A 23,361-nucleotide genomic window follows, 5' to 3' on the forward strand; every position below is an offset into this window, starting at 1 on the left:
GTCATGAATTACTATGACGCTCTGGTGTGGAGCCGGATCATCGGCATCCTCATCTTCTTTGGTCTCTTCATCACGTTCGTCCTCTGGTCCTACCGGCCCGGCGGCAAGCGCATCTATGACGCCGCGGCGCGCATTCCCTTCGAGGACGCGCCCGCCCATGGTGCGAAGGAGATCTGAAACATGGCCGAGAATCGCAAATACGAAGTCGACCCGGTCACGGGCAGTCCGATCCATCCCTATACCTGGGACGGCATCGGCGAACTCGAGACCCCGCCGCCGCGCTGGTGGGTGCTGACCTACGCGGTCTGCGTCCTGTTCGCCATCGCCTGGTGGGTGGCCTATCCGGCGTGGCCCTATATCGCGGGCTACACCAAGGGCGTGCTCGGTTACTCGACCCGCGCCGACGTCGCGGAACAGCTGGCGGCCGCCAAGGCGGCCCAGGCGCCGATGAACGACAAGCTGGCCAAGCTCGACTACGCCGCCATCGCGGCCGACCCCGAGCTGATGACCTTCGCCACAGCCGGCGGCAAGGCCCTGTTCGGCGAGAACTGCGCGCAGTGCCACGGCTCGGGTGCCGCCGGTAACGTCGGCTATCCCAACCTGCTCGACGACGACTGGCTGTGGGGTGGCGACTATGCCACGCTCGAAGCCACGATCATGCATGGCGTGCGCTCGACCGTCGACGCCGACACGCGCCAGTCGCAGATGCCCGCCTTCGGCAAGGATGGCATCCTGACCCGCGAGCAGGTCGACGATGTCGCCGCCTATGTCCTGTCGCTGGCCGGCACGGCGCCGGCCGACGCCGCCGCGGCGGAAAAGGGCAAGGCGGTCTTCGCCGACAACTGCGTCGCCTGCCACGGCGATGCCGGTCAGGGCCTGCGCGATTTCGGCGCACCCAAGCTGACCGACAGCATCTGGCTCTATAGTGGTGATCCCAAGGCCGTCGCGGCCCAGATCTGGAACCCGCGTCACGGCGTGATGCCCGCCTGGGCCGGCCGCCTCGATCCGCTCGCGATCAAGAAGCTGGTCATCTATGTGCATGGCCTTGGCGGCGGTGAGTAACGAAGAGTAGGAACGATGAGCACGACCGTGAACCCCCGTATGCCTCAGACGATCGACGAAGCCGATATCCCGGTCTGGTCGCATCGCCCGAAGGTGACACCCAAGAAGGTTAAGGGCCCGATCCGGAACCTGAAGTGGCTGGTCATGGCCGTGCTCCTCGGCATTTACTGGGGGGTGCCGTGGCTTCGCTTCGACCGCGGCCCCTTCGCGCCCGATCAGGCGATCCTGATCGACATGCCCGGGCGCAAGGCCTATTTCCTGTGGTTCGAAATCTGGCCGCAGGAAGTCTATATCGTCACCCTGCTGCTGATCGTGGCGGCCATCGGCCTCTTTGCCGTGACGGCCATGCTCGGCCGGGTCTGGTGCGGTTACACCTGTCCGCAGACCGTCTGGACCGATCTGTTCATGACCGTCGAGCGCTGGATCGAAGGCGATCGCGCCCAGCGCATCAAGCTGGACAAGGCGCCGTGGAGCGTCTCCAAACTCGGCAAGCGTCTGGCCAAGCACGCCGCCTGGCTGTTCATCGGCATGATGACCGGCGGCGCCTGGATTCTCTATTTCAACGACGCGCCGACGGTGGTGCCCGAATTCGTCACCGGGCAGGCCGGTTTCGCGGTCTATGCGACGGTCGGCTTCCTGACCTTCACCACCTGGCTGATGGCGGGCGTCGCGCGTGAAAACGTCTGCATGTACATGTGCCCCTATGCCCGCTTCCAGTCGGCCATGTTCGACCAGGATACGCTGGCGGTCACCTATCACACGGCCCGGGGCGAGAAGCGCGGCAAGCACAAGGCCAATGAAAGCTGGGAAGGCCGCGGTCACTGCATCGACTGCCGCCAGTGCGTCGAGGTCTGCCCGACCGGGGTCGACATCCGCGAAGGCCTGCAGATGGGCTGCATCTCCTGCGGTCTCTGCGTCGATGCCTGCAATTCGATCATGGACCGCGTGGGCCTGCCCCACGGCCTGATCGCCTATGACACCGAACGCAACGTCGAACTGATGGCGGCGGGCAAGCCGCGCAAGTGGAACTTCTTCCGCCTGCGCACCGTCGGCTATCTCGCCGTCTTCGCGGTCGCCGGCATGGGCGTGCTCTATGGTCTCGTCAGCCGGGCGCCGCTCGACGCCGCGGTGATCGCCGACCGCAACCCGCTCTATGTCCGGCTGTCGAACGGCGACCTGCGCAACGGCTTTACCGTGAAGGTGCTGAACAAGTCGACCAGCCCGCATACGGTGACGCTGTCGCTCACCGGCCTTGAAGGCGGCGAGATCGTCGTCCCCGGCCATGAGGGCGAGGCGGCGCCGTCGGTCGAGGTCGCGCCCGATGCGGTCGCCGCGATCCGCGCCTTCGTCAAGCTGGCGCCCGCCAACTGGAAGGGCGAGCCGATCGACTTCGAGTTCACGGTCACCGATCCGACCCGGGACCTCAGCGTCTCCGTGCCCACCCGCTTCGAAGGACCCACGAAATGACCATCGCCAGCGAGATCGTTTCCCGACGCGGCCTGACCGGCGGCAAGGTCGCCCTGATCCTCGCCGGGTTCTTCCTGACGATCACGGCGGTCGACGTCGTCATGATCACCTCGGCCCTCAACAGCCAGACCGGCCTCGTCGCCGAACATCCTTACGAGCGCGGCCTCGCCTTCAACGACATCCTCGCCCGCGAGGCGGCGCAGGATCGTCTGGGCTGGAAACTGGGTGTCGCGCTCGAGGGTGGCCGGCTGTCGGTCGCCATCGACGATGGCCAGGGACAACCCGTCGCGGCCGACCGGCTGGCGCTTCGCCTGCTGCGGACCAGCGACGCGCGCCTCGATCGCACCCTTGAAACCGTGCCGGCGGGCGAGGGGCGTTTCGAGGCCGAAATCGCCGGGGTCGAACCCGGCCTGTGGCAGGTCGCCGTCACCGTCTATCGTGGCGAGGACCGTCTCGACCGCGTCGAAACCCTGGTGATCCCATGAGCATCGCCGTCGACCATCCGCGCGCCATTCCCCCGGTCGAGACCAAGGGCGGGGTGAACAGCACCATGCTGGCGATCGACGGCATTCATTGTGCCGCCTGCGTCCAGCGCATCGAGCGGACCCTGGCGCAGGACCCGGACGTGGTTTCGGCTCGGGTGAATTTCACCACCCGCCGCCTCGCCCTGTCGTGGAAGGGCGCGCCCGAGCACGCGGTCGATTACATCGAGCGCCTGGACGACATGGGCTTCACCGCCCGGCCTTTCGATACCGGGGTGCTGAATTCGGCCGACGCCGCGAGCGACCGCAAGCTGATGCGGGCGATGGCGGTCGCGGGCTTCGCCGCCGGCAACGTGATGTGGCTGGCGATTTCGGTCTGGGCCGGCGTCTTCGCCGACATGGGGCCGGCCACCAAGGGCATGTTGCAATGGCTGCAGGCGCTGATCGCCCTGCCGGCCATCGCCTATTCGGGCATGACCTTCTACACGTCCGCCTGGAATGCCGTGCGCCGCGGCCATGTGAACATGGATGTGCCGATCTCGATCGGCGTCATCCTCGCTGCCGGCATGAGCGTCGTGCAGACCGTGATCGGCGCCGACGACGTCTATTACGATGCCGCGATCTCCCTCGTCTTCCTGCTGCTGGTCGGCCGCTTCCTCGACCAGCGGGCGCGGGGCCGGGCGCGCGAGGCGGCGGCGCATCTGCTGTCGCTGACCGTGACCGAGGTCACCCGCCTGACCGACGACGGAAGGGCCGAACTCGTCGATATCGAAAGGGTGCGCCCGGGCGATCATCTGCTGGTCGCCGCCGGTGCCCGCCTGCCGGTCGACGGCGTCGTTTTCGCCGGCCGTTCGGCCATCGACACCAGCACCCTGACCGGCGAGAGCGTGCCCGCGACCATCGGCGTCGGCGATCAGGTCTTCGCCGGCACGATCAACACCGGCAATGCCCTGACCGTGGAGGCCCGGGCCATCGGCGGCGATACGGTGCTGGCCGAAATCGTCCGCTGCATGGAATCGGCGGAACAGGGCCGCGCCCGTTTCGTCGTGCTGGCCGATCGCCTGGCCCGGCTCTATGCCCCCGTGGTGCATAGTCTCGCCGCCATCACCTTCGTCGGCTGGTGGCTGTGGCCGATGTCCGCGCCCTGGACCGAGGCGCTGCTCCATGCCGTCGCCGTCCTCATCATCACCTGCCCCTGCGCCCTCGCCATCGCCGTGCCGGCGGTGCAGGTCGCATCGTCCGGCCGACTGTTCCGCCGGGGTATCCTGCTCAAGAGCGCGACCGCGCTGGAGCGGCTCGCCGATATCGACACGATCATCTTCGACAAGACCGGGACGCTGACCGAAGGCCGGCCGGAACTGGTCGAGAACCGCGATCTGCCGGCCGCCGCGCTCGATCTCGCTTCCGGCCTCGCCGCCGCCTCGCGCCATCCGCTGGCCCAGGCGCTGCGCCGGGCCCGGCCCGATGCGCCGACGCAAGGCGGCGTGATCGAATTCCCTGGCGACGGGCTCGAGGCGACGGTGGACGGTCGCCTCATCCGCCTTGGCCGGCGTGGTTTCGCCGCGCCGGAAGCGCCTGAACACGACGATGGCGATGGCGAGATGTGGCTTGCCGGCTTCGGTCCCGCGGCCTTGCGTCTCGCCTTCCGCGACCGGCCCCGCGTCGACGCCGCCAGGGTGGTGGCCGAGTTGTCGCAGCGTTACCGTCTCGTCCTGCTCTCGGGCGACCGGCCGGCCGCTGTCGCGCAGCTCGCCGAGACACTGGGCATCAGGGATTGGCGCGCCGGTCAGCGCCCGGCCGACAAGGTCGCCATGATCGAAGGCCTGAAGGCCGAGGGCGGCAAGGTGCTGATGGTCGGCGACGGCATCAACGATGCCCCGTCGCTCGCCGCCGCCGATGCCTCGATGGCGCCGAGCGCGGCCGCCGACATCAGCCGCACCGCCGCCGACGTGCTGTTCCAGGGCGCGGGGCTCGCCGCCGTGCCGGCCACCCTGTCGGTTGCCCGGCGCTCGCAGGTGCTGGTGCGCGAAAACCTCGGGATTTCGCTGCTCTACAATGTCACACTGGTGCCGCTCGCGGTGCTTGGCGTGGTCACGCCGCTGCTGGCGGCGGTCGCCATGTCGGTCTCGTCGCTGACCGTCATTCTCAATGCGCTTCGCCTCGGCAAGGCCGGGCGCGAGGATCTGACCCGCGGAGGTGCGGCATGACCGTGATGATCTATCTGCTGCCGATCGCGCTGATGCTCGGTCTCGGCGGTCTCGCGGCCTTCTTCTGGGCGATGAAATCGGGCCAGTTCGACGATCTCGAAGGCGATGCCCAGCGCATCCTGTTCGACGACGAGGATCAGGTTCCCGGTCGTCAGGGCTGATCCCGCTCTTGTGCCCGCTGCCCGTGCCGGTTATTCCCAACCGGCACCGGTGGAGGCTTTGATGGCAATTGACGGGATGCGGGCATGAGCGGCCCGCTCGACGCTTATGCGGCCCTCGTGGCGGAAGGCACGGTCGAATCCGACCCCGCGCAGCGCCTCGCCATCGAGAAGCTCGAAATCCTGCACCAGCGTCTTGCCCTGTGGTCCCCGCCCGAGGCGCGGGCGGCGCGCGGCCTGTTCGGCTGGCTGACCGGCGCCCGCAAGAGTCACGAGGAGCCGCCCCAGGGCCTCTATCTCTATGGCGGGGTCGGGCGCGGCAAATCCATGCTGATGGACCTGTTCTTCCGCGGCGCCGCCGTCGAGAAGAAGCTGCGCGTGCATTTCCACGCCTTCATGCAGGACGTCCACGCCGCCATCAACGCCCATCGCCGGCTGACGGATGCCGAGCGGGCGAAACGGGGCGGCGACGATCCCATTCCCGTCGTCGCCCGGGACATCGCCGCCGAGGCCCGGTTGCTGTGCTTCGATGAATTCCAGGTGACCGATGTCGCCGACGCCATGATCCTGTCCCGCCTGTTCCATGTCCTGTGGCAGGAACAGGTGGTGGTGGTCGCGACCTCGAACCGCGCCCCGCGCGAGCTTTATCTGGGCGGGCTGAACCGGCCGCTGTTCCTGCCCTTCATCGACGAGCTGGAGGCAACGCTCGACGTCCTCCATCTCGACGGCGCGCGCGACTGGCGGATGCAGCGCCTCGCCGGCCATCCGGTCTATTTCAGCCCGCTCGGCCCCGAGGCGACCCGGGCCCTCGACGCGGCCTTCGCCGACCTGACCCGAGGCGCCGGCGCCGCGCCCTGCATCCTCGACGTGCAGGGCCGCAAGGTGACGATTCCTCACGCCGCCTATGGCGTCGCCCGAGCCCGTTTCGCCGACCTCTGCGCCGCCGCCCTTGGCCCCGCCGATTACCTGACGATCTCCCGCGCCTTCCACACCCTCGTGCTCGACGACGTGCCCAGCCTCACGCCCGAGAAGCGCAACGAGGCCAAGCGTTTCGTCACCCTGATCGACGCCCTCTACGAGGCGAAGACCAAACTCGTCGTCTCCGCCGCCGCCCCGCCCGAAACCCTCTATCCCGAAGGCGACGGCGCCTTCGAATTCGAGCGCACGGTCAGCCGCCTGAACGAGATGCAGTCGGACGAATATCTGGCGCTGGGCCATGGGGCGGGGTGAGAAATGTCGGTGCGATCATTTCGATTGTCGGAGTCATTCCTGAGCCGTCGATGCCGGATGCGGCCATGGGGGGCGGCACGCGCCGGCCTCCGGCTTCCGAAGGTCGTCCGATGATCGGATGATCTGCGGGATTCGATCATCCAATGGTCGAAACGAATGCCCGAGCCGGTCTTTGCGACCTTCGCCAACCTTGTGGAGTGCGGCAAATCGCGCTAGGTAACGGCCCCACGGGAGCCGGGAGGAACCAGGGGGTATGGCGCGTAACAAGATCGCCCTTATCGGTGGCGGTCAGATCGGGGGCACGATTGCCCTTCTTGCCGGTCTGAAGGAGCTGGGAGATGTCGTCATCAGCGACATTCTCGACGGCGTTCCTCAGGGCAAGGCGCTCGATATCGCCGAATCCTCGCCCATCCTCGGTTTCGACGCGGACTTGTCCGGTGGCCGGGGACATGCCCAGATCAAGGATGCCGATGTCGTCATCGTCACCGCGGGCGTCTCGCGCCGGCCGGGCATGAGCCGGGACGATCTCCTCGCCGTCAACGCCAAGGTCATGTGCGCCGCGGGCGCCGCCATCGGCAAATATGCGCCGAATGCCTTTGTCATCGTCATCACCAACCCGCTCGACGCCATGGTCTGGGCGCTGCAGAAGGCTTCGGGCCTGCCGCCGCGCAAGGTCGTCGGCATGGCGGGGGTGCTGGACAGTGCCCGGTTCCGCTGGTTCCTCGCCGAGGAATTCAAGGTTTCGGTCGAGGATGTCACGGCTTTCGTGCTGGGCGGCCACGGCGAAGCCCTGGTGCCGCTTTTCCGCTATTCGACCGTCGGCGGCATCCCGCTGCCCGATCTCGTGAAGCTGGGCTGGACCACGAAGGACCGGCTGGACGAGATCGCGCAGCGTGTCCGCGACCAGGGAACCGAGGTCGTCGACCTGCTGAAGGTCGGCAACGCTTCCCCCATCTACGCGCCCGCCGCGGCCGCGATCGAGATGGCGGACAGCTACCTCAAGGACAAGAAACGAATCCTGCCCTGTGCGGCCCATCTGTCGGGCCACTACGGGGTGAAAGACCTCTATGTCGGTGTACCGGTGGTGATCGGTGCGGCCGGCGTCGAGAAAGTGGTCGAAGTCACCCTCGGTCCGGCCGAGAAGACGGCTTTTCAGAAGTCCGTCGCCTCGGTCCGAACGCTCGTCGACGTCACCCGCAGGCTGGAGCCGTCTCTGGGCGGCCAAGCCATCGCGGCGGCGGCGGCGAAGAAGGTGAAATCGGCCGCGAAGAAGACGAAGTGAGTTGTCGGGCCATGCTGGTTGCGCGGTGCAATCTCGGTGTTATAACTGCGTCGCCGCGCATCCATCACCGCTTGACAGCGGCCCTCCCCGGAAGCCAACCCAGGATGCCCCATGAACATCCATGAATATCAGGCCAAGGCTCTCCTGGCCAAATACGGTGTCGCCGTGCCCAAGGGCGGCGTTGCCTACACCCCTGAAGAGGCCGAAAAGGTCGCCAAGGACCTGCCCGGCCCCGTGTGGGTCGTCAAGGCGCAGATCCACGCCGGCGGCCGCGGCAAGGCCGGCGGCGTCAAGGTCGTGAAGTCGATCGAGGACGTCAAGGCGGCTGCCGCCAAGATGCTGGGCATGACGCTCGTCACGCACCAGACCGGCCCCGAAGGCAAGGAAGTGAAGCGCGTCTACATCGAAGACGGCTCCAAGATCGCCCGCGAGCTTTATCTCGCCGCGCTCCTCGACCGCAAGACCGGCCGCATCGCCTTCATCGCCTCGACCGAAGGCGGCATGGACATCGAGACCGTGGCGCACGACACCCCGGAGAAGATCCTGGGCCTGCCGATCGACCCGGCCGCCGGCATCCAGGCCTACCACGGCCGCCGCATCGCCTATGCCCTGAAGCTTCAGGACAAGCAGGTCGGCGCCTGCGTGAAGCTGGTGCAGTCGATCTACAAGGCGATGAACGAGACCGACGCCGGTCTCCTCGAGATCAATCCGCTGGTCGTGACCGAAGCGGGTGACCTCATCGCCCTCGACTGCAAGATGAACTTCGACGACAACGCCCTGTTCCGTCACAAGGACATCCAGGAACTGCGCGATCCGGACGAAGAAGATCCGATGGAACGCGAGGCGGCCAAGCACGAGCTGTCCTATGTGAAGCTCGATGGCAACATCGGCTGCATGGTGAACGGCGCCGGTCTCGCCATGGCCACCATGGACATCATCAAGCTCTACGGCGGCGAGCCGGCGAACTTCCTCGATGTCGGCGGCGGCGCGACGCGCGAGCGTGTGACCGAGGCCTTCAAGATCATCCTGTCGGACCCGAACGTCGAGGGCATCCTCGTCAACATCTTCGGCGGCATCATGCGTTGCGACGTCATCGCCGAAGGCGTGATCGCGGCGGCCCGCGAAGTGTCGCTGTCGGTGCCGCTGGTGGTTCGCCTCGCCGGCACCAACGTCGAACTCGGCAAGAAGCTGCTGGCCGAGTCCGGTCTCCCCATCACCTCTGGCGACGATCTGGCCGACGCGGCCGCCAAGGTCGTCAAGGCCGTGAAGGAAGCTGCCTGATGTCCGTCCTCGTCAACAAAGACACCAAGGTCATCTGCCAGGGCTTCACCGGCGCGCAGGGCACCTTCCATTCCGAGCAGGCGGTCGCCTATGGCACCAAGATGGTCGGCGGCGTCACCCCGGGCAAGGGCGGCACCACCCACCTCGGCCTGCCGGTGTTCGACACCGTCTATGACGCGGTCGAGAAGACCGGCGCCAATGCTTCGGTGATCTACGTTCCGCCGCCGTTCGCGGCCGACGCGATCCTCGAGGCGATCAACGCCGAGATTCCGCTGATCGTCTGCATCACGGAAGGCATTCCGGTCCTCGACATGGTCAAGGTGAAGCGCGCCCTCCAGGGCTCGAAGAGCCGCCTGATCGGGCCGAACTGCCCCGGCGTCATCACCCCCGGCGAATGCAAGATCGGCATCATGCCCGGTCACATCCACCAGCGCGGCAAGGTCGGCATCGTGTCCCGTTCGGGCACGCTGACCTATGAGGCGGTGGCGCAGACCACGGCGGCCGGCCTTGGCCAGTCGACCTGCATCGGCATCGGCGGCGACCCGGTGAACGGCACGAACTTCGTCGATTCGCTCGAGATGTTCCTGGCCGATCCGGAAACCGAGTCGATCATCATGATCGGCGAAATCGGCGGCGACGCCGAGGTGATGGGCGCCGAGTTCCTGAAGGCCAACAAGGTGAAGAAGCCGACCGTCGGTTTCATCGCCGGCCGCACCGCCCCTCCGGGCCGCCGCATGGGTCATGCCGGCGCGGTCATCTCGGGCGGCAACGACACGGCCGACTTCAAGGTCGAGGCGCTGAAGGCCGCGGGCATCCGCGTCGCCGATTCGCCGGCGGCGCTGGGCACCACCCTCGTCGACCTGCTGCGCGGCTGATCGCGGTGGCCGGCTGCCATGCCGGCCCTGCAAGGCTGGAGGCGGCGCGCATCTTGCGCGCCGCCTCTGCGCATCTAGAGTAGTTGGCCCGCCATTGGTCGAAAGTGGCTATTAGCGGGTTGATTAAAGCAAGAGAACGACCAATTTTAGGGGCGCGCGACGTTACCCGGCATGCAATGTGCCGGCCGGTCGCACCAGGAAGATTTCCCGGCCCCGGATGACGGACCCTCGCGGTCGGCACCCGACGGGATCAGGCGTGGTACCCGGTGACGGATAGGGCGTCGCCGGCGGTTCAGGCAACGGCTTCGCGGCCAAGCAGAGAGAGCGGCCAGAAACGGTCGCGGCTTGACATCATGACGACCCAGCTCGACGAACTTTCGTTCCTCAATGGCGCCAACAGTGCGTTCATCGAGGATCTCCTTGCCCGTTTCCAGAAGGATCCCGCTTCGGTCGATCCCTCCTGGGCGCGCTATTTCGCGGCGATCGGCGACAGCCTCGCCGCGCCGACCGGCCCCAGCTGGCAGCGGCCCGACTGGCCGATCGTGAAGAACGGCCTCGAGGACGACGAGAAGCCGGCCGCCCCCAAGGGCAAGGCGAAACCGGAGGCGGCCCCTGCCGCGGCTCCCGCCGCCGGGCCGAGCCCCGCCGACATCCGCGCCGCCACCCTCGATTCGGTGCGCGCGCTGATGATGATCCGCGCCTATCGCATCCGCGGCCATCTGATCGCCAATCTCGATCCCCTCGGGCTCGAGCCGCCGAAGCACCATCCGGAGCTGGAGCCGGCGTCCTATGGCTTCACCGAAGCCGACATGGACCGGCCGATCTTCATCGACTTCGTGCTCGGCCTCGAAACCGCGACGGTGCGCGAGATCATCGACATCCTGCGCCGGACCTATTGCGGCAATGTCGGCGTCGAGTTCATGCATATCTCCGATCCGGCCGAGAAGTCCTGGATCCAGGAGCGCATCGAAGGCGCCCACAAGGAAATCTCCTTCACCGTCGAGGGCAAGAAGGCGATCTACAACAAGCTGGTCGAGGCCGAGGGCTTCGAACACTTCCTGAACAAGCGCTTCACCGGCACCAAGCGTTTCGGCCTCGACGGCGGCGAATCGCTGATCCCGGCGATGGAAGGCATCATCAAGCGCGCCGGCAACCTCGGCTGTAACGAGATCGTGCTCGGCATGGCCCACCGCGGCCGCCTGAACGTGCTCGCCAACGTCATGAGCAAGCCGTACATGGTGATCTTCTCCGAGTTCCAGGGCGGCACGGCCAATCCGGACGACGTGCAGGGCTCGGGCGACGTGAAGTATCACCTCGGCACCTCGTCCGACCGCGAATTCGACGGCAACAAGGTCCATCTGTCGCTGGCCGCCAACCCGTCGCATCTCGAGATCGTCGATCCCGTCGTCATCGGCAAGGCCCGCGCCAAGCAGTGGCAGAAGAACGACGTCGACCGCATCCAGGTCATGCCGATCCTGCTGCATGGCGACGCCGCCTTCGCCGGCCAGGGCGTGGTCGCGGAATGTTTCGGCCTGTCGGGCCTGCGCGGCTATCGCACCGGCGGCACGATCCACATCATCGTGAACAACCAGATCGGCTTCACCACCGCGCCGCATTTCTCGCGCTCCTCGCCCTATCCGTCGGACATGGCGAAGATGGTCGCGGCGCCGATCTTCCATGTGAATGGCGACGATCCGGAAGCGGTCTGCCATGTCGCCAAGGTCGCGACCGAATATCGCCAGAAGTTCCACAAGGACGTGGTGATCGACCTGTTCTGCTATCGCCGCTTCGGTCACAACGAGACCGACGAGCCGATGTTCACCCAGCCGCTGATGTATTCGAAGATCGCGGGCCATCCGGGCGTGCGCGAGCTTTACGGCCGCCGCCTCGTCGAGGAAGGCGTGATGACGGCGGCCGAGGTCGAGGCCGCGGTCAGCGACTTCTACGCCAAGCTCGATGCCGATCTCGAAGCCTCGAAGAGCTTCAAGTCCAACAAGGCGGACTGGCTCGAAGGCCGCTGGGCCGGCCTGACGGTCGCGCGCGGCGACGTCCGCCGCGGCGAGACTGACGAGTCGATGAAGACGCTGAAGGAAATCGGCGACGTTCTGACGACGATTCCCGAAGGCTTCTCGCCCCATCGCACCCTGCGCCGCGTGCTCGACGCCAAGCGCAAGATGTTCGACACGGGCGAGGGTTTCGACTGGGCGACCGCCGAGGCGCTGGCTTTCGGCACCCTGCTGAAGGAAGGCATCCATGTCCGCCTGTCCGGCCAGGACTCGGGCCGCGGCACCTTCTCGCAGCGCCACGCGGTCTGGATCGACCAGGCCAAGGAAGAGCGTTATCTGCCGCTGCAGAACCTCGGCCCCGATGCCTCGGCCTTCGAGGTTCACGACTCGATGCTGTCGGAAGCGGCGGTGCTCGGTTTCGAATACGGCTACTCGATGGCCGAGCCGAACGCCCTCGTGCTCTGGGAAGCGCAGTTCGGCGATTTCGCCAACGGTGCCCAGGTGGTGTTCGACCAGTTCATCTCGTCGGGCGAATCGAAGTGGCTGCGCATGTCGGGCCTCGTCGTCATGCTGCCGCATGGCTATGAAGGTCAGGGGCCGGAGCATTCATCGGCCCGTCTGGAGCGCTATCTCCAGCTCTGCGCCGAAGACAACATGCAGGTCGCGAACTGCACGACGCCGGCCAACTACTTCCACATCCTGCGCCGGCAGATTCACCGCAAGTTCCGCAAGCCGCTGATCATCATGACGCCGAAGTCGCTGCTGCGGCATCCGCGGGCGGTCTCGAAGCTCGAGGAAATGGGCCCCGGCACCTCGTTCCACCGGGTGCTGGAGGATGATTTCGATCCGGCGGGCGATTTCCCGAAGATCACCGGCGACTTCCGCCTGGCCAAGGACGGGGCGATCAAGCGCGTCGTGCTGTGCACCGGCAAGGTCTATTACGATCTCCTCGCCGAGCGCGAGAAGCAGGGCATCGACGACGTCTATATCGGCCGCGTCGAACAGCTCTATCCCTTCCCGGCCAAGACGCTAGTCAACCTCATCCAGCGTTTCCCCAAGGCGGATGTGGTCTGGTGCCAGGAAGAGCCCAAGAACATGGGCGCCTGGTTCCATGTCGAGCCGTGGCTGGAATGGGTGATCGGCAAGGCCAAGAGCAAGCCGGGCCGCGCCAAATACGCGGGCCGCAGCGCCGCCGCCTCGCCGGCGACCGGCCTCCTGCGCAAGCATCTGGAAGAACAGAACAAACTGGTCAACGACGCTCTGTCGGTCTGATCGAAACTTGGACTTCAGGAAGGCCGAAGAGGCAAGAGAATGACGATCGAACTGAAGGTGCCGACGCTCGGCGAAAGCGTGACCGAGGCGACCATCGGCAAGTGGTTCCGCAAGGTCGGCGAAGCCGTCAAGAAGGACGAGGCGCTGGTCGAGCTCGAGACCGACAAGGTCGCGGTCGAGGTCAACGCGCCCGCGACCGGCGTGCTGACGCGGATCGACGCCAAGGATGGCGACACCGTGACCATCGGCCAGATCCTCGGCGCGATCGAGGAAGGCGCGACGGCGACCGCTGCCGCCCCGGCGGCCAAGCCGGCCGCGGCGCCGGCCCCCGCCCCGGTGGCCGCGCCCGCGCCCGCCCCGGCCCCCGTCGCGGCCCCGGCCGCGGCTGGCGCCACCCCGGGCCCGGCGGCGCGCAAGCTGCTGTCCGAAGCCGGTCTCGATGTCGCCACCGTCCCGGCCTCGGGCCCCGGCGGCCGCGTGACCAAGGGCGATGTCATCGCCGCCATCGCCAACCCGCCTGTCGCGGCGCCCGCGCCCAAGGTGCTGCCGCCCCGCGCCGAAGACCCGCGCGAAGAGCGCGTGAAGATGACCCGGCTGCGCAAGCGCATCGCCGAGCGTCTGAAGGACGCGCAGAACACCGCGGCCATGCTGACCACCTTCAACGAGGTGGACATGACCGCGCTGATGGAAGCGCGCAACCAGTACAAGGACCTCTTCGAGAAGAAGCACGGCGTGAAGATGGGCTTCATGTCCTTCTTCGTGAAGGCGGCGGTGCAGGCGCTGAAGGAAGTGCCGGCGGTCAACGCCGAGATCTATGGCGACGAGATCGTCTACAAGAACTATTACGACATCTCGGTCGCGGTCTCCTCGCCCAGCGGTCTGGTGGTTCCGGTCGTGCGCGACGCCGACAAGCTCGGCTTCCATGAGATCGAGAAGGAAATCGCCCGTCTCGGCACCAAGGCCCGCGACGGCAAGCTGGCCATCGAGGACATGCAGGGCGGCACCTTCACCATCTCGAACGGCGGCGTCTTCGGTTCGCTGATGTCGACCCCGATCATCAATCCGCCCCAGTCGGCCATCCTCGGGATGCACAAGATCCAGGACCGGCCGATGGTGGTGAACAAGCAGATCGTCAGCCGGCCGATGATGTATCTTGCCGTGTCCTACGATCACCGCCTGATCGACGGCCGCGAGGCCGTGACCTTCCTCGTCCGCATCAAGGAAGCGATCGAGGATCCCTCGCGCCTGCTGTTCGGCGTCTGATCAGGCTGCGCCCGCCGTTCCTGCCAAGCTCGGAACGGTCATGGTATCTCCGGCCCCCACCCCGAGCTTGTCGAAGGGTGGGGGTTTGCATTTGAGGCAACGACGATGACCATCGAATTGAAAGTGCCGACCCTCGGCGAATCCATCACCGAAGCGACCGTGGGCGCCTGGTCGAAGAAGGTCGGCGAGAGCGTGAAGAAGGACGAAGTCCTCGTCTCGCTCGAGACCGACAAGGTCGCGGTCGAAGTCTCGGCCCCGGCCGCCGGCGTGCTCGCCGCGATTTCCGCCAAGGAAGGCGACACGGTGGTGATCGGTCAGGTCATCGGCGCGATCGACGAAAGCGGCAAGGCCGCCGCCGCCGCCCCGGCCGCCGCTGCCCCGGCCCCGGCGCCCACCCCGGCCCCGGCGCCCGCGCCCGCGCCGGCCCCCGCTCCCGCTCCCGCCGCCGGCCCCTCGGCCGTCGCTGTCACGGGCGAGGATGCCTATGACCTCGTCATCATCGGCGGTGGCCCGGCCGGTTACACGGCGGCGATCCGCGCCGGCCAGCTCGGCTTCAAGACCGCGATCGTCGAGAAGCGCGGCACCCTTGGCGGAACCTGCCTCAACGTCGGCTGCATCCCCTCGAAGGCGCTGCTGCACGCGACCGAGCTGTTCGACGAAGCGAGTCACGGCTTCGCCAAATTCGGCATCAAGGCGGAAGGCGTCTCGGTCGATCTCGACGCGATGATGGCCCACAAGTCCAAGGTCGTCGGCGAGCTGACCAAGGGCATCGAGTTCCTCATGAAGAAGAACAAGGTGACCTATATCGTCGGCGCCGCCCGCTTCGCCGGTCCCGACACCATCGACGTCGCGCTGAATGGCGGCGGCACCCGCACGATCAAGGCGGCGCGCACCATGATCGCCACCGGCTCGGACGTCTCGTCGCTGCCGGGCATCACCATCGACGAGAAGACGGTGGTCTCCTCGACGGGCGCCCTTTCGCTCGCCAAGGTGCCGGCCAAGCTGATCGTCATCGGCGGCGGCGTGATCGGCCTCGAACTCGGCTCGGTCTGGCGGCGCCTCGGCGCCGAGGTGACGGTGGTCGAATTCCTCGACCGTATCACCCCGGCGATGGACGGCGAGATTTCCAAGAATTTCCAGCGCATCCTGGGCAAGCAGGGCTTCGAGTTCATGCTGTCGCACAAGGTGACGGGCGTGAAGCCGACCAAGAAGGGCGCCACGGTCACCGTGGTCCCGGTCGCGGGCGGTGACGAGAAGGTGCTGGAGGCGGATATCGTCCTCGTCGCGGTCGGCCGGCGGCCCTATACCGACGGGCTCAACCTCGCGGCGGCGGGTGTCGCCACGACCGAGCGCGGCTTCATTCCGGTCGATGCCCATTACGCCACCAATGTCCCGCATATCTATGCGGTTGGCGATGTGATCGGCGGCCTGATGCTGGCCCACAAGGCGGAAGAAGAGGGCGTCGCCGCGGTCGAGATCATGGCCGGCCAGCACGGCCATGTGAATTACGACGCGATCCCCGGCGTCATCTACACCATGCCGGAAATCGCCAATGTCGGCCGCACGGAAGAGGAGCTGAAGAAGGCCGGCATCGCCTACAAGATCGGCAAGTTCCCCTTCACGGCCAATGCCCGCGCCAAGGCCAACGGCCAGACCGAAGGTTTCGTGAAGGTGATCGCCGACGCGGCGACCGACCGCATCCTGGGCGCCCATATCATCGGCGCCGACGCCGGCAACATGATCGCGGAAGTGGTCACCGCGATCGAGTTCGGTGGCGCGGCCGAGGACCTGGCCCGCACCAGCCACGCCCATCCGACCGAGATGGAAGCGATCCGCGAAGCCGCCCTTGGCGTCAACGGCGCCATCCGGCAGATGTGACGCGATGAACGACCGGCGATCCGACCAGAATGATGGCCAGGGCGCCGGTACGCCTGAGCGCGCGTCGGCGGAGGTGATCCCCTTCCGCCGGCCCGCGAAACCCGTGGCCGAGCGGAAATTCGGCAGCGGCGGCCCGGTGATCGGGCCGCGCAGCCGCATCGCCCACAAGCTGCGCATGGCGGAATCCGCCACTTACGGCGCCTTGTTCAGCCTCGTCGCGCTGACACTCGAGGCGCCGCTCTCGGCCTTGCCCTATATGGTGATCGCCCTCGCCCTCGGGGCCGGTGCGTGGTTCAGCCTGTCGACCCGGCGCGGTGCGATCGACAATGGCACGGTGGTGGTCACGGCGCTGGCGACCGCGCTGGCCGGCTGGCTGGCCTATGCCGCGATCAAGAGCGTGATCGGCGGCGGCGGCCTTCTGGCGATCTTCACCGGCTTCGCCAATGGCATGGCCTATGCCATGGTCGTCGGCTGGCCCGCGGCCATCGTGGCCGGCCTGATCACCCGCCAACTCTCGGCGCAGTGGCGGCCACAGGGGCGCCGTTGATCCGCGCGCTCTCCGCCCCTGGTTTCGGCCTGCTCGGCGCCGGGCTGCTCGGCCTCGCGCTGCGGCTCTTTCCGGGCCTTGCCCTCGCCCTGCAGGAAACCGTGCTGCCGGCGGTGCTTGGCACCTTCCTGGCGGCGACGCTCGTCTGGTATCTCGGCTTCGGCAAGGCGCCCGCGCCCTCGCCCGGTCGGGGCGCGGCGCTGGGCGCGCTCGCCGCCGTTCTCGCCAACCCCTTCGCCATCATCTTCATCTCCGCGAGTGCCGATGACCGTGGGGCGGAGGCGCTGGATATGACCGGCGTCATCGTCCTCGCCACCGTGGGCGCGGTCGAGACCGGCCCCATCTCCCTGCCCGTCGCGATCCTGACCGGCGCCTTCTATGCGCTGCTGCTCGGCCTTCTGGTCAAGGACCGGGCGAGCGGGAAGTAGATCGTATTTCTCCTCGGCGAGTTTGGAGTCATCCTGAAGCCCGTGTTATGGGGCAGGGGGGCTTCCATGCGACAGTCGTTCGGTCTTGCCGGTCTGGTGCTTTCCGCGATCTTGCTGGCGGGCATGGCGGCCCGGGCCGACGAGATCGGCCCGCTCGCGGGCAAACGCTTCGGCGCCGGCCCCAAGGTTGTCGTCGTCCTGCTGCATGGCGACGTATCGCGGGGCGGGCCGGCGGATTACCTCTACCCGGTGGCCGAGGGCATCGCCCAACGTCACCCGGGAGCCTCGGTCTACGCCGTGCTGCGGCCCGGTTACGAGGATGCGGCGGGGTTGGTCAGCCCGGGATCGAACAACGGCCGGCGGGATCACTATACGGAAGAGAACAACGATCTGGTGGCGGCGGCGCTTCAGGCGGTGAAGGTGCCGGGGGTACCGCTTGTCGTGCTCGGCCATTCGGGGGGCGCGGCGCAACTCGGCGTCGTCATCGCGCGCCATCCGGGTCTGGTCGACACGGCCATTCTGGCCGCCTGTCCCTGCGATATCCTGCGCTGGCGCGAAATGCAGGGCCGTCGGCCGTGGGACCTCAGCCAGTCGCCGCAAGCCTTCGCCGACGATGTCCCGGCCACCACCCATATCCGCGCCCTGACCGGGACGGCGGATGACAATACCGACCCGGTCCTCGCCGAAGATTATGTCGCCAGCCTGTCCGGGCGGGGCGTCGACGCTGTCTTCCAGCCCGTGCCCGGCGCCGGACATGATTTCAACGGCACCTTCGCCGCGGCGGCGGTCGCCGTGGTCGAGACTGAAATCGACAGGATCAGGTGATCGTCCCGGTCAGTCGTCGCGGCGCCGTTTTTCCGGCAATGCCATCAGCCCGTCAATAGGATGATGAAGATTTCGTCCGGCTCCAGCAAGTCATTCGCGGAAATTTTCACCGTGGATTCTTCAGACGGTACCTGGGCTTCCAGTATTGATTCGCCAAGGACGGTGCGGATGGAGAGTCTTTTGCTCGGCGTCTTCAGTTTTCCGTCAAATACAACGGGGTGCGCAATATTTCCGCTGCTTTCCATAACTTTTATGTTGGTTTCCCCGTCGAATTCACATTTGCAGCCAATTGCGATCGCTGAAGCCGTGAAGGACAGCAGGCCATTGTTCAGGGATGACGGAATTTCCCCACCGAAAGAATCCTCAATGATGATGAGGGAATTCGGTGGTGCCAGCCTTGCGGTCTTGATCATTGATCGGCCCTCGCCCTTGCCCACGCGGCGACCTTGACGTAGCCGCTACGTCCCGCCCCGCGCCCTTGGGTGGGCATCGGCATAGGCGGCGAGCAGGCGGGCGGTGTCGACGTCGGTATAGCGCTGGGTGGTGGACAGGCTGGCGTGGCCGAGCAATTCCTGGATGGTGCGCAAGTCGCCGCCAGCCCCCAGCAGGTGGGTGGCGAAGGAGTGGCGCAGGGCATGGGGCGTCGCATCCGCCGACAGGCCGAGGGCGCCGCGCAAACCCTCCATCGTCCGCTGGACGATGCGGGGCGACAGCGGTCCGCCCTTGGCGCCGAGGAACAGCGGCCCGTCCTTGGTCAGCGGATAGGGGCACTGGCGGACATAGGCGTCGACGGCTTCGCCGACCTGGGGCAGCACCGGGACGAGGCGCTGCTTGCCGCCCTTGCCGGTGATGCGCAGCGTCTCGCGTAAAGGCGCGTCGCGCCCGCGCAAGGACAGGGCTTCGGATATGCGCAGGCCACAGCCATAGAGCAGGGCGAGCACGGCCTCGTCCCGTGCGGCGATCCAGGGCTCAGCGGCCAGCGCGCCGGCCTCGTCGACCGCCGTCGTCGCGGCGGCGGCGCTGAGCGGGCGGGGCACGCCACGCGGCAGTTTGGGCGCCTTGGTCGCGAGGGCGGCGGCATTATGGCCAAGGCCCTTGCGGTCGAGATAGCGAAAGAAGCTGCGCAAAGACGACAAGCCGCGCGCGGCGGAGGCCGAGGCGATGCCGGCGGCGCGCCGCCTTGCCTGAAAGGCGCGGAAGTCCCGGGGGCCGAGGGCGGCAAGGGCGGCGAGATCGGGTAACGCGCCCAGATGATCGGTCAGGAAGCCGAGAAAGAAGCGCAGGTCACGGCCATAGGCATCGAGCGTATGGGCGGATGACCGGCGCTCGCCCTCGAGATGGCGCAGCCAGCCGGCGACAGCGGCGGCAAGGTCCGGGGCGGCCGGCAGCAAGGCTGCCGCCCCGGTGTCGGGACCGGGGCTCAGTGGTCCTGCCGCAGCCACAGCTGGATCAGCCGCTCGACCGCGAGGGCGAGGAAGCCGAGCAGCTCGCTGCCCTGACCGGCCTCGTATTTGGTGGCGTCGCGGCTGCCGAGGGCCAGCAGGCCCATGGGCATGTTGGGCCCAAGGTCGAGGCGGACCAGCGCCTGACTCTGCACCAGTTCCGCGGCCGGGCCGAAGATGCGCGGATCGCCGGGCGTTTCGGCCAGCAGGCTGATGTTGCGGCCAAGGCCCATGAAGGCGTCGATGGTGCCGGGCTCCAGCAGATGCAGGTTCTGCATCGCCGGCCGTTCCACCATGACCTCCTGGCTTTCGATGCCAAGCGCGGCGACGTCGATGCCGATGGCGCCCGCCAACTCCTGCGTGATCACATGGATCAGATGCTCGAAACTCGGCGCCTCGAGCAGGAGGAGGATGGCCTCATGCACCACCGCCTGGGCCGAGACATTGGCCCTGGCCGCCGTGATCACTTCCGACTGGAAGTGGCGCAGGCGGGCATTGTCGGTGCGCAGCCGCTCGACCTGGGCGCGCTGGAAATCGACCACCTTCACCCCGTCGGCGTCGGGCCTTCCGGGCAGGTTCAGATGTTCCAGCACATCGGCATTCTTGGTCAGGAAGCCGGGATGGGCGAGCAGATAGTCCCGCACCTCGGAAGCGGTCAGCCGCCGCCGGGGCAGGGGGGCATCGGGCCGGTCGGTGGTGGTCGCCATGGTCGCGCCGGTTACAGGATCGACTGGCCGGTCTTGGCCCAGTCGGCCAGGAAGGCGGCCAGGCCCTTGTCGGTCAGCGGGTGGCTGATCAGGGCGCGCAGCACCGAGGGCGGCACGGTCACGACGTCGGCGCCCATCTTGGCCGAGTCGATGACGTGGCGGGGGTGGCGGACCGAGGCGACCAGGATCTCGGTCGTCAGGGCTTCGTAATTGTCGTAGATCTGGCGGATCTCGGAGATGAGGCCCATGCCGTCGGTCGCGATATCGTCGAGCCGGCCGACGAAGGGCGAGATGAAGGCCGCGCCGGCCTTGGCCGCCAGCAGCGCCTGCGCCGGCGAGAAGCACAGGGTGACATTGACCAGGATGCCGTCGTCCGACAGGGTCTTGCAGGTCTTGAGGCCGTCCCAGGTCAGGGGCACCTTGACCGCGACGTTGTCGGCCAGTTTCGAGAGCTTGCGGCCCTCGGTCAGCATGGTTTCGAAATCGGTCGCCGTCACCTCGGCCGAAACCGGGCCGTCGACGATCTCGCAGATTTCTGCAACAACGTCGAGGAAGTTACGCCCGGTCTTGGCGACCAGGCTCGGGTTGGTGGTGACGCCGTCGACCATGCCGGTCGCCGCAAGATCCTTGATTTCGCGCACGTCGGCGGTGTCGATGAAGAACTTCATGAATCTGGTATCCGCTGAAATCGTTTCCGATGGGGAGCGCGCGCCGAATCAAGGCCCCGTCCGGCGCGGCGAGCCGATGACCCGTTATAGCGCATGAGCGGCCCGACACGCATCGCCGTTCTCGTCGCCCTGCCTTTCGCCGGGCCGCTGGACTATGCCTGCGCGGAAGTGTTGCCGCCGGGCACCTTCGTCGAGGTGCCGCTGGGGCCGCGCCGGGTGACCGGCGTTGTCTGGGACGGCGCGCCGGAAGGTCTCGTCCCGGCGGCGAGGCTGCGCGCGGTCGCCGCGGTGCTCGACTGGCCCCCGATGCGCGCGCCCTGCCGCCGTTTCCTCGACTGGATGGCGGCCTATACCATGAGCCCGCCGGGCATGGTCCTGCGCCACTTCATCAATGCCGCCAATAACGACAAACCGGCGCCCCTGACCGGCTATCGCCTGGCCGGCCGGGCGCCGGAGCGCCTGACCCCGGCGCGGCGCCTCGTCCTCGATCATCTGGCGGCGGAGGGGCCACAGGCCGCCGCCGCGATCCTGGCGGCGACGGGGGTGAGCGCGGGCGTGCTGCGCGGGCTTGTCGAGGCGGGCGCCCTGCTGCCCGTGGACCTCGACGCGGTCGAGGCCGCGCCCCGGCCAGAGCCGGATTTCGCCCTGCCGGCCCTTTCGCCCGACCAGTCGGTCGCGGCGGATGAAATGGCGGCGGCGGTCGCGGGCAGCAGCTACAAGGCCTTCCTGCTCGACGGTGTCACCGGCTCCGGCAAGACCGAGACTTATATGGAGGCGATCGCGGCGGCGCTGCGCCTTGGCCGGCAGATTGTCGTGCTGCTGCCGGAAATCGCCCTGACCGCCGGGGTGATCGAGCGTTTCGCCGCCCGTTTCGGCGCCCCGCCCGCGGTCTGGCATTCGGACCTGACGGCCAAGGCGCGGCGACGGGTCTGGCGCGGCGTCGCCGATGGCGCGGTTTCGCTCGTCGTCGGGGCGCGGTCGGCGCTGTTCCTGCCCTTTCGCGCCCTTGGCCTGATCGTCGTCGACGAGGAGCACGATCAGGGCTTCAAGCAGGACGAGGGTGTCGCCTATCACGGCCGCGACATGGCGGTGGTGCGCGCCAGCATCGAGGGCTGCCCGGTGGTGCTGGCCAGCGCGACCCCCAGCCTGGAGACCCTGGCCAATGTCGAGGCCGGGCGCTATGGCCATCTGGTCCTGCGCGAGCGTCACGGCGGCGCCAGCCTGCCCGATGTATCCATCCTCGACATGCGCCTGAACCCGCCGGAGCGGGGCAACTTCCTCTCCCCCGTGTTGACAAGGGCGATGGCCGAGACCCTGGCGCGGGGCGAGCAGACCCTGCTGTTCCTGAACCGCCGGGGCTATGCCCCGCTCACCCTGTGCCGGCACTGCGGCCACCGCATCGAATGCCCGAATTGTTCGGCCTGGCTGGTCGAACATCGCAACCGGCGCCAGCTGGAATGCCATCACTGCGGCCATGTCGTGCCGAAACCCCAGGCCTGCCCCGAATGCGGCGAGGAGGACAGTCTGGTCGCCTGCGGCCCGGGGGTGGAGCGGATCGACGAGGAGGTGGCGAATGTCCTGCCGCAGGCGCGGCGGCTGATTCTCGCTTCCGACACGCTGGGCGGGCCGCTGGCGCTGGCCGCCGCCTTCGACGCCATTTCCAACCGCGAGGTCGATGTGGTGATCGGCACCCAGATCGTCGCCAAGGGCCACCACTTTCCCTTCCTGACCCTGGTCGGCGTGGTCGATGCCGATCTTGGCCTCGATGGCGGCGACCTGCGGGCGGGGGAGCGCATCTTCCAGCTCACCACCCAGGTGGTCGGGCGCGCGGGGCGGGGTGAGCGCCCGGGCCGCGCCCTGATCCAGAGTTTCGATCCCGACGCGGGCGTCATCCGTGCCATCGCCCGCAGCGACCGCGACGGCTTCGTCGCCGCCGAACAGGCCGCGCGCAAGCGCCATGGCCTGCCGCCCTACGGCCGTCTGGTCGCCCTGATCCTGTCCGGCCCCGATCAGGCCGAGGTGATGACGGTCGGCCGGGCCATGGCGCGCAGCGCGCCCCGCGACATCGAAGGCTTCGACGTGCTGGGGCCGGCGCCGGCGCCCCTCTCGCTGCTGCGCGGGCGCTGGCGGGTGCGCCTTCTCGTTCGCGCGCCGCGCCGGCTGAACGTGCAGGCGGTGATGCGGCCCTGGCTCGACGCCGTGCCGGTCCCCGGCCGCGTGCGGCTGCAGATCGACGTCGATCCCTATCACTTCATGTAATAAGCAAATCGGAGCAGCCGCC

21 protein-coding genes and 1 pseudogene are annotated in these 23,361 nt (G+C 67.6%); 18 read left to right on the forward strand and 4 right to left on the reverse strand.

Features of this window, described 5'->3' with window-relative positions; all coding sequences use genetic code 11:
• Positions 1–3: 3 nt before the first annotated feature.
• The 17 genes and pseudogenes from DKG74_RS09020 (at position 4) to DKG74_RS09095 (ending at position 18,263) form a co-directional block, all read left to right on the forward strand.
• Positions 4–177: a cbb3-type cytochrome oxidase subunit 3 gene (locus tag DKG74_RS09020; RefSeq protein WP_109904892.1), complete on the forward strand. Its 174-nt coding sequence runs from the start codon at positions 4–6 to the stop codon at positions 175–177.
• A 3-nt stretch (positions 178–180) separates the two neighbouring features.
• On the forward strand, positions 181–1,062 hold the full coding sequence (gene ccoP, locus DKG74_RS09025; RefSeq protein WP_109904894.1) for a cytochrome-c oxidase, cbb3-type subunit III: 882 nt from the start codon (positions 181–183) through the stop codon (positions 1,060–1,062).
• 15 nt (positions 1,063–1,077) lie between these two features.
• Complete coding sequence (gene ccoG, locus DKG74_RS09030; protein ID WP_109904896.1) at positions 1,078–2,529, forward strand: cytochrome c oxidase accessory protein CcoG; 1,452 nt, start codon at positions 1,078–1,080, stop codon at positions 2,527–2,529.
• Complete coding sequence (locus tag DKG74_RS09035; RefSeq protein WP_109904898.1) at positions 2,526–3,014, forward strand: FixH family protein; 489 nt, start codon at positions 2,526–2,528, stop codon at positions 3,012–3,014. The genes ccoG and DKG74_RS09035 overlap by 4 nt, the downstream gene beginning before the upstream one ends.
• Complete coding sequence (locus DKG74_RS09040; RefSeq protein ID WP_109904900.1) at positions 3,011–5,218, forward strand: heavy metal translocating P-type ATPase; 2,208 nt, start codon at positions 3,011–3,013, stop codon at positions 5,216–5,218. The genes DKG74_RS09035 and DKG74_RS09040 overlap by 4 nt, the downstream gene beginning before the upstream one ends.
• Positions 5,215–5,379, forward strand: coding sequence for a cbb3-type cytochrome oxidase assembly protein CcoS (gene ccoS / locus DKG74_RS09045; RefSeq protein ID WP_109904902.1), 165 nt, complete (start codon positions 5,215–5,217; stop codon positions 5,377–5,379). The genes DKG74_RS09040 and ccoS overlap by 4 nt, the downstream gene beginning before the upstream one ends.
• Positions 5,380–5,463: 84 nt before the next feature.
• Positions 5,464–6,606 (forward strand): cell division protein ZapE, encoded by a 1,143-nt coding sequence (zapE, locus tag DKG74_RS09050; protein WP_109904904.1) that lies wholly within the window; start codon positions 5,464–5,466, stop codon positions 6,604–6,606.
• A gap of 253 nt (positions 6,607–6,859) precedes the next feature.
• On the forward strand, positions 6,860–7,888 hold the full coding sequence (mdh, locus tag DKG74_RS09055; RefSeq protein ID WP_109904906.1) for a malate dehydrogenase: 1,029 nt from the start codon (positions 6,860–6,862) through the stop codon (positions 7,886–7,888).
• Positions 7,889–7,999: 111 nt separating this feature from the next.
• A complete protein-coding gene (gene sucC / locus DKG74_RS09060; protein WP_109904908.1) occupies positions 8,000–9,169 on the forward strand; it encodes an ADP-forming succinate--CoA ligase subunit beta in 1,170 nt (389 codons plus the stop codon).
• Complete coding sequence (sucD, locus tag DKG74_RS09065; protein ID WP_109904910.1) at positions 9,169–10,044, forward strand: succinate--CoA ligase subunit alpha; 876 nt, start codon at positions 9,169–9,171, stop codon at positions 10,042–10,044. Before sucC ends, sucD begins: the two co-directional genes overlap by 1 nt.
• 353 nt (positions 10,045–10,397) lie before the next feature.
• Complete coding sequence (locus DKG74_RS09070) at positions 10,398–13,322, forward strand: 2-oxoglutarate dehydrogenase E1 component (protein WP_109904912.1); 2,925 nt, start codon at positions 10,398–10,400, stop codon at positions 13,320–13,322.
• Positions 13,323–13,361: 39 nt separating this feature from the next.
• Positions 13,362–14,585 (forward strand): 2-oxoglutarate dehydrogenase complex dihydrolipoyllysine-residue succinyltransferase, encoded by a 1,224-nt coding sequence (odhB, locus tag DKG74_RS09075; protein ID WP_109904914.1) that lies wholly within the window; start codon positions 13,362–13,364, stop codon positions 14,583–14,585.
• 105 nt (positions 14,586–14,690) lie between these two features.
• Positions 14,691–14,906: pseudogene (locus DKG74_RS22505) on the forward strand (biotin/lipoyl-containing protein); the annotation flags it as partial.
• A gap of 174 nt (positions 14,907–15,080) precedes the next feature.
• Positions 15,081–16,463: a dihydrolipoyl dehydrogenase gene (lpdA, locus tag DKG74_RS09080; protein WP_423841695.1), complete on the forward strand. Its 1,383-nt coding sequence runs from the start codon at positions 15,081–15,083 to the stop codon at positions 16,461–16,463.
• A 4-nt stretch (positions 16,464–16,467) separates the two neighbouring features.
• Positions 16,468–17,010 (forward strand): hypothetical protein, encoded by a 543-nt coding sequence (locus tag DKG74_RS09085; RefSeq protein ID WP_109904918.1) that lies wholly within the window; start codon positions 16,468–16,470, stop codon positions 17,008–17,010.
• Positions 17,007–17,438: a hypothetical protein gene (locus tag DKG74_RS09090; protein WP_109904920.1), complete on the forward strand. Its 432-nt coding sequence runs from the start codon at positions 17,007–17,009 to the stop codon at positions 17,436–17,438. Before DKG74_RS09085 ends, DKG74_RS09090 begins: the two co-directional genes overlap by 4 nt.
• A gap of 66 nt (positions 17,439–17,504) precedes the next feature.
• On the forward strand, positions 17,505–18,263 hold the full coding sequence (locus tag DKG74_RS09095; RefSeq protein ID WP_109904922.1) for an alpha/beta hydrolase family protein: 759 nt from the start codon (positions 17,505–17,507) through the stop codon (positions 18,261–18,263).
• A 44-nt stretch (positions 18,264–18,307) separates the two neighbouring features.
• On the opposite strand, the gene DKG74_RS09100 is transcribed toward DKG74_RS09095, so the two are convergent.
• The 4 genes from DKG74_RS09100 to fsa are packed head-to-tail and all read right to left on the reverse strand — an operon-like array spanning position 18,308 to position 21,080.
• Positions 18,308–18,676, reverse strand: a complete 369-nt coding sequence (locus DKG74_RS09100) for a hypothetical protein (protein ID WP_109904924.1) — start codon at positions 18,674–18,676, stop codon at positions 18,308–18,310.
• A gap of 45 nt (positions 18,677–18,721) precedes the next feature.
• Positions 18,722–19,654, reverse strand: a complete 933-nt coding sequence (locus DKG74_RS09105; RefSeq protein ID WP_109904926.1) for a tyrosine recombinase XerC — start codon at positions 19,652–19,654, stop codon at positions 18,722–18,724.
• A 29-nt stretch (positions 19,655–19,683) separates the two neighbouring features.
• A complete protein-coding gene (locus tag DKG74_RS09110) occupies positions 19,684–20,412 on the reverse strand; it encodes a DUF484 family protein (protein WP_109904928.1) in 729 nt (242 codons plus the stop codon).
• Positions 20,413–20,423: 11 nt separating this feature from the next.
• Positions 20,424–21,080 (reverse strand): fructose-6-phosphate aldolase, encoded by a 657-nt coding sequence (gene fsa / locus DKG74_RS09115; RefSeq protein WP_109904930.1) that lies wholly within the window; start codon positions 21,078–21,080, stop codon positions 20,424–20,426.
• 93 nt (positions 21,081–21,173) lie between these two features.
• Between fsa and DKG74_RS09120 the strand changes: the two genes are divergently transcribed.
• Positions 21,174–23,339, forward strand: coding sequence for a primosomal protein N' (locus tag DKG74_RS09120; protein WP_109904932.1), 2,166 nt, complete (start codon positions 21,174–21,176; stop codon positions 23,337–23,339).
• The last annotated feature ends 22 nt before the right edge of the window (positions 23,340–23,361 follow it).

Origin of the sequence: Zavarzinia aquatilis, assembly GCF_003173035.1 — a bacterium.
GTDB lineage: Bacteria > Pseudomonadota > Alphaproteobacteria > Zavarziniales > Zavarziniaceae > Zavarzinia > Zavarzinia aquatilis.

What these genes read in the sequence shown, in the direction of transcription:
- ccoS (WP_109904902.1), top strand. Translation starts at nt 5,215, where the DNA reads ATGACCGTGATGATCTATCTGCTGCCGATCGCGCTGATGCTCGGTCTC.
- DKG74_RS09120 (WP_109904932.1), top strand. Translation starts at nt 21,174, where the DNA reads ATGAGCGGCCCGACACGCATCGCCGTTCTCGTCGCCCTGCCTTTCGCC.
- DKG74_RS09020 (WP_109904892.1), top strand. Translation starts at nt 4, where the DNA reads ATGAATTACTATGACGCTCTGGTGTGGAGCCGGATCATCGGCATCCTC.
- mdh (WP_109904906.1), top strand. Translation starts at nt 6,860, where the DNA reads ATGGCGCGTAACAAGATCGCCCTTATCGGTGGCGGTCAGATCGGGGGC.
- DKG74_RS09040 (WP_109904900.1), top strand. Translation starts at nt 3,011, where the DNA reads ATGAGCATCGCCGTCGACCATCCGCGCGCCATTCCCCCGGTCGAGACC.
- sucC (WP_109904908.1), top strand. Translation starts at nt 8,000, where the DNA reads ATGAACATCCATGAATATCAGGCCAAGGCTCTCCTGGCCAAATACGGT.
- DKG74_RS09070 (WP_109904912.1), top strand. Translation starts at nt 10,398, where the DNA reads ATGACGACCCAGCTCGACGAACTTTCGTTCCTCAATGGCGCCAACAGT.
- DKG74_RS09100 (WP_109904924.1), bottom strand. Translation starts at nt 18,676, where the DNA reads ATGATCAAGACCGCAAGGCTGGCACCACCGAATTCCCTCATCATCATT.
- fsa (WP_109904930.1), bottom strand. Translation starts at nt 21,080, where the DNA reads ATGAAGTTCTTCATCGACACCGCCGACGTGCGCGAAATCAAGGATCTT.
- DKG74_RS09085 (WP_109904918.1), top strand. Translation starts at nt 16,468, where the DNA reads ATGAACGACCGGCGATCCGACCAGAATGATGGCCAGGGCGCCGGTACG.
- ccoG (WP_109904896.1), top strand. Translation starts at nt 1,078, where the DNA reads ATGAGCACGACCGTGAACCCCCGTATGCCTCAGACGATCGACGAAGCC.
- odhB (WP_109904914.1), top strand. Translation starts at nt 13,362, where the DNA reads ATGACGATCGAACTGAAGGTGCCGACGCTCGGCGAAAGCGTGACCGAG.
- zapE (WP_109904904.1), top strand. Translation starts at nt 5,464, where the DNA reads ATGAGCGGCCCGCTCGACGCTTATGCGGCCCTCGTGGCGGAAGGCACG.
- DKG74_RS09110 (WP_109904928.1), bottom strand. Translation starts at nt 20,412, where the DNA reads ATGGCGACCACCACCGACCGGCCCGATGCCCCCCTGCCCCGGCGGCGG.
- sucD (WP_109904910.1), top strand. Translation starts at nt 9,169, where the DNA reads ATGTCCGTCCTCGTCAACAAAGACACCAAGGTCATCTGCCAGGGCTTC.
- DKG74_RS09035 (WP_109904898.1), top strand. Translation starts at nt 2,526, where the DNA reads ATGACCATCGCCAGCGAGATCGTTTCCCGACGCGGCCTGACCGGCGGC.
- DKG74_RS09095 (WP_109904922.1), top strand. Translation starts at nt 17,505, where the DNA reads ATGCGACAGTCGTTCGGTCTTGCCGGTCTGGTGCTTTCCGCGATCTTG.
- ccoP (WP_109904894.1), top strand. Translation starts at nt 181, where the DNA reads ATGGCCGAGAATCGCAAATACGAAGTCGACCCGGTCACGGGCAGTCCG.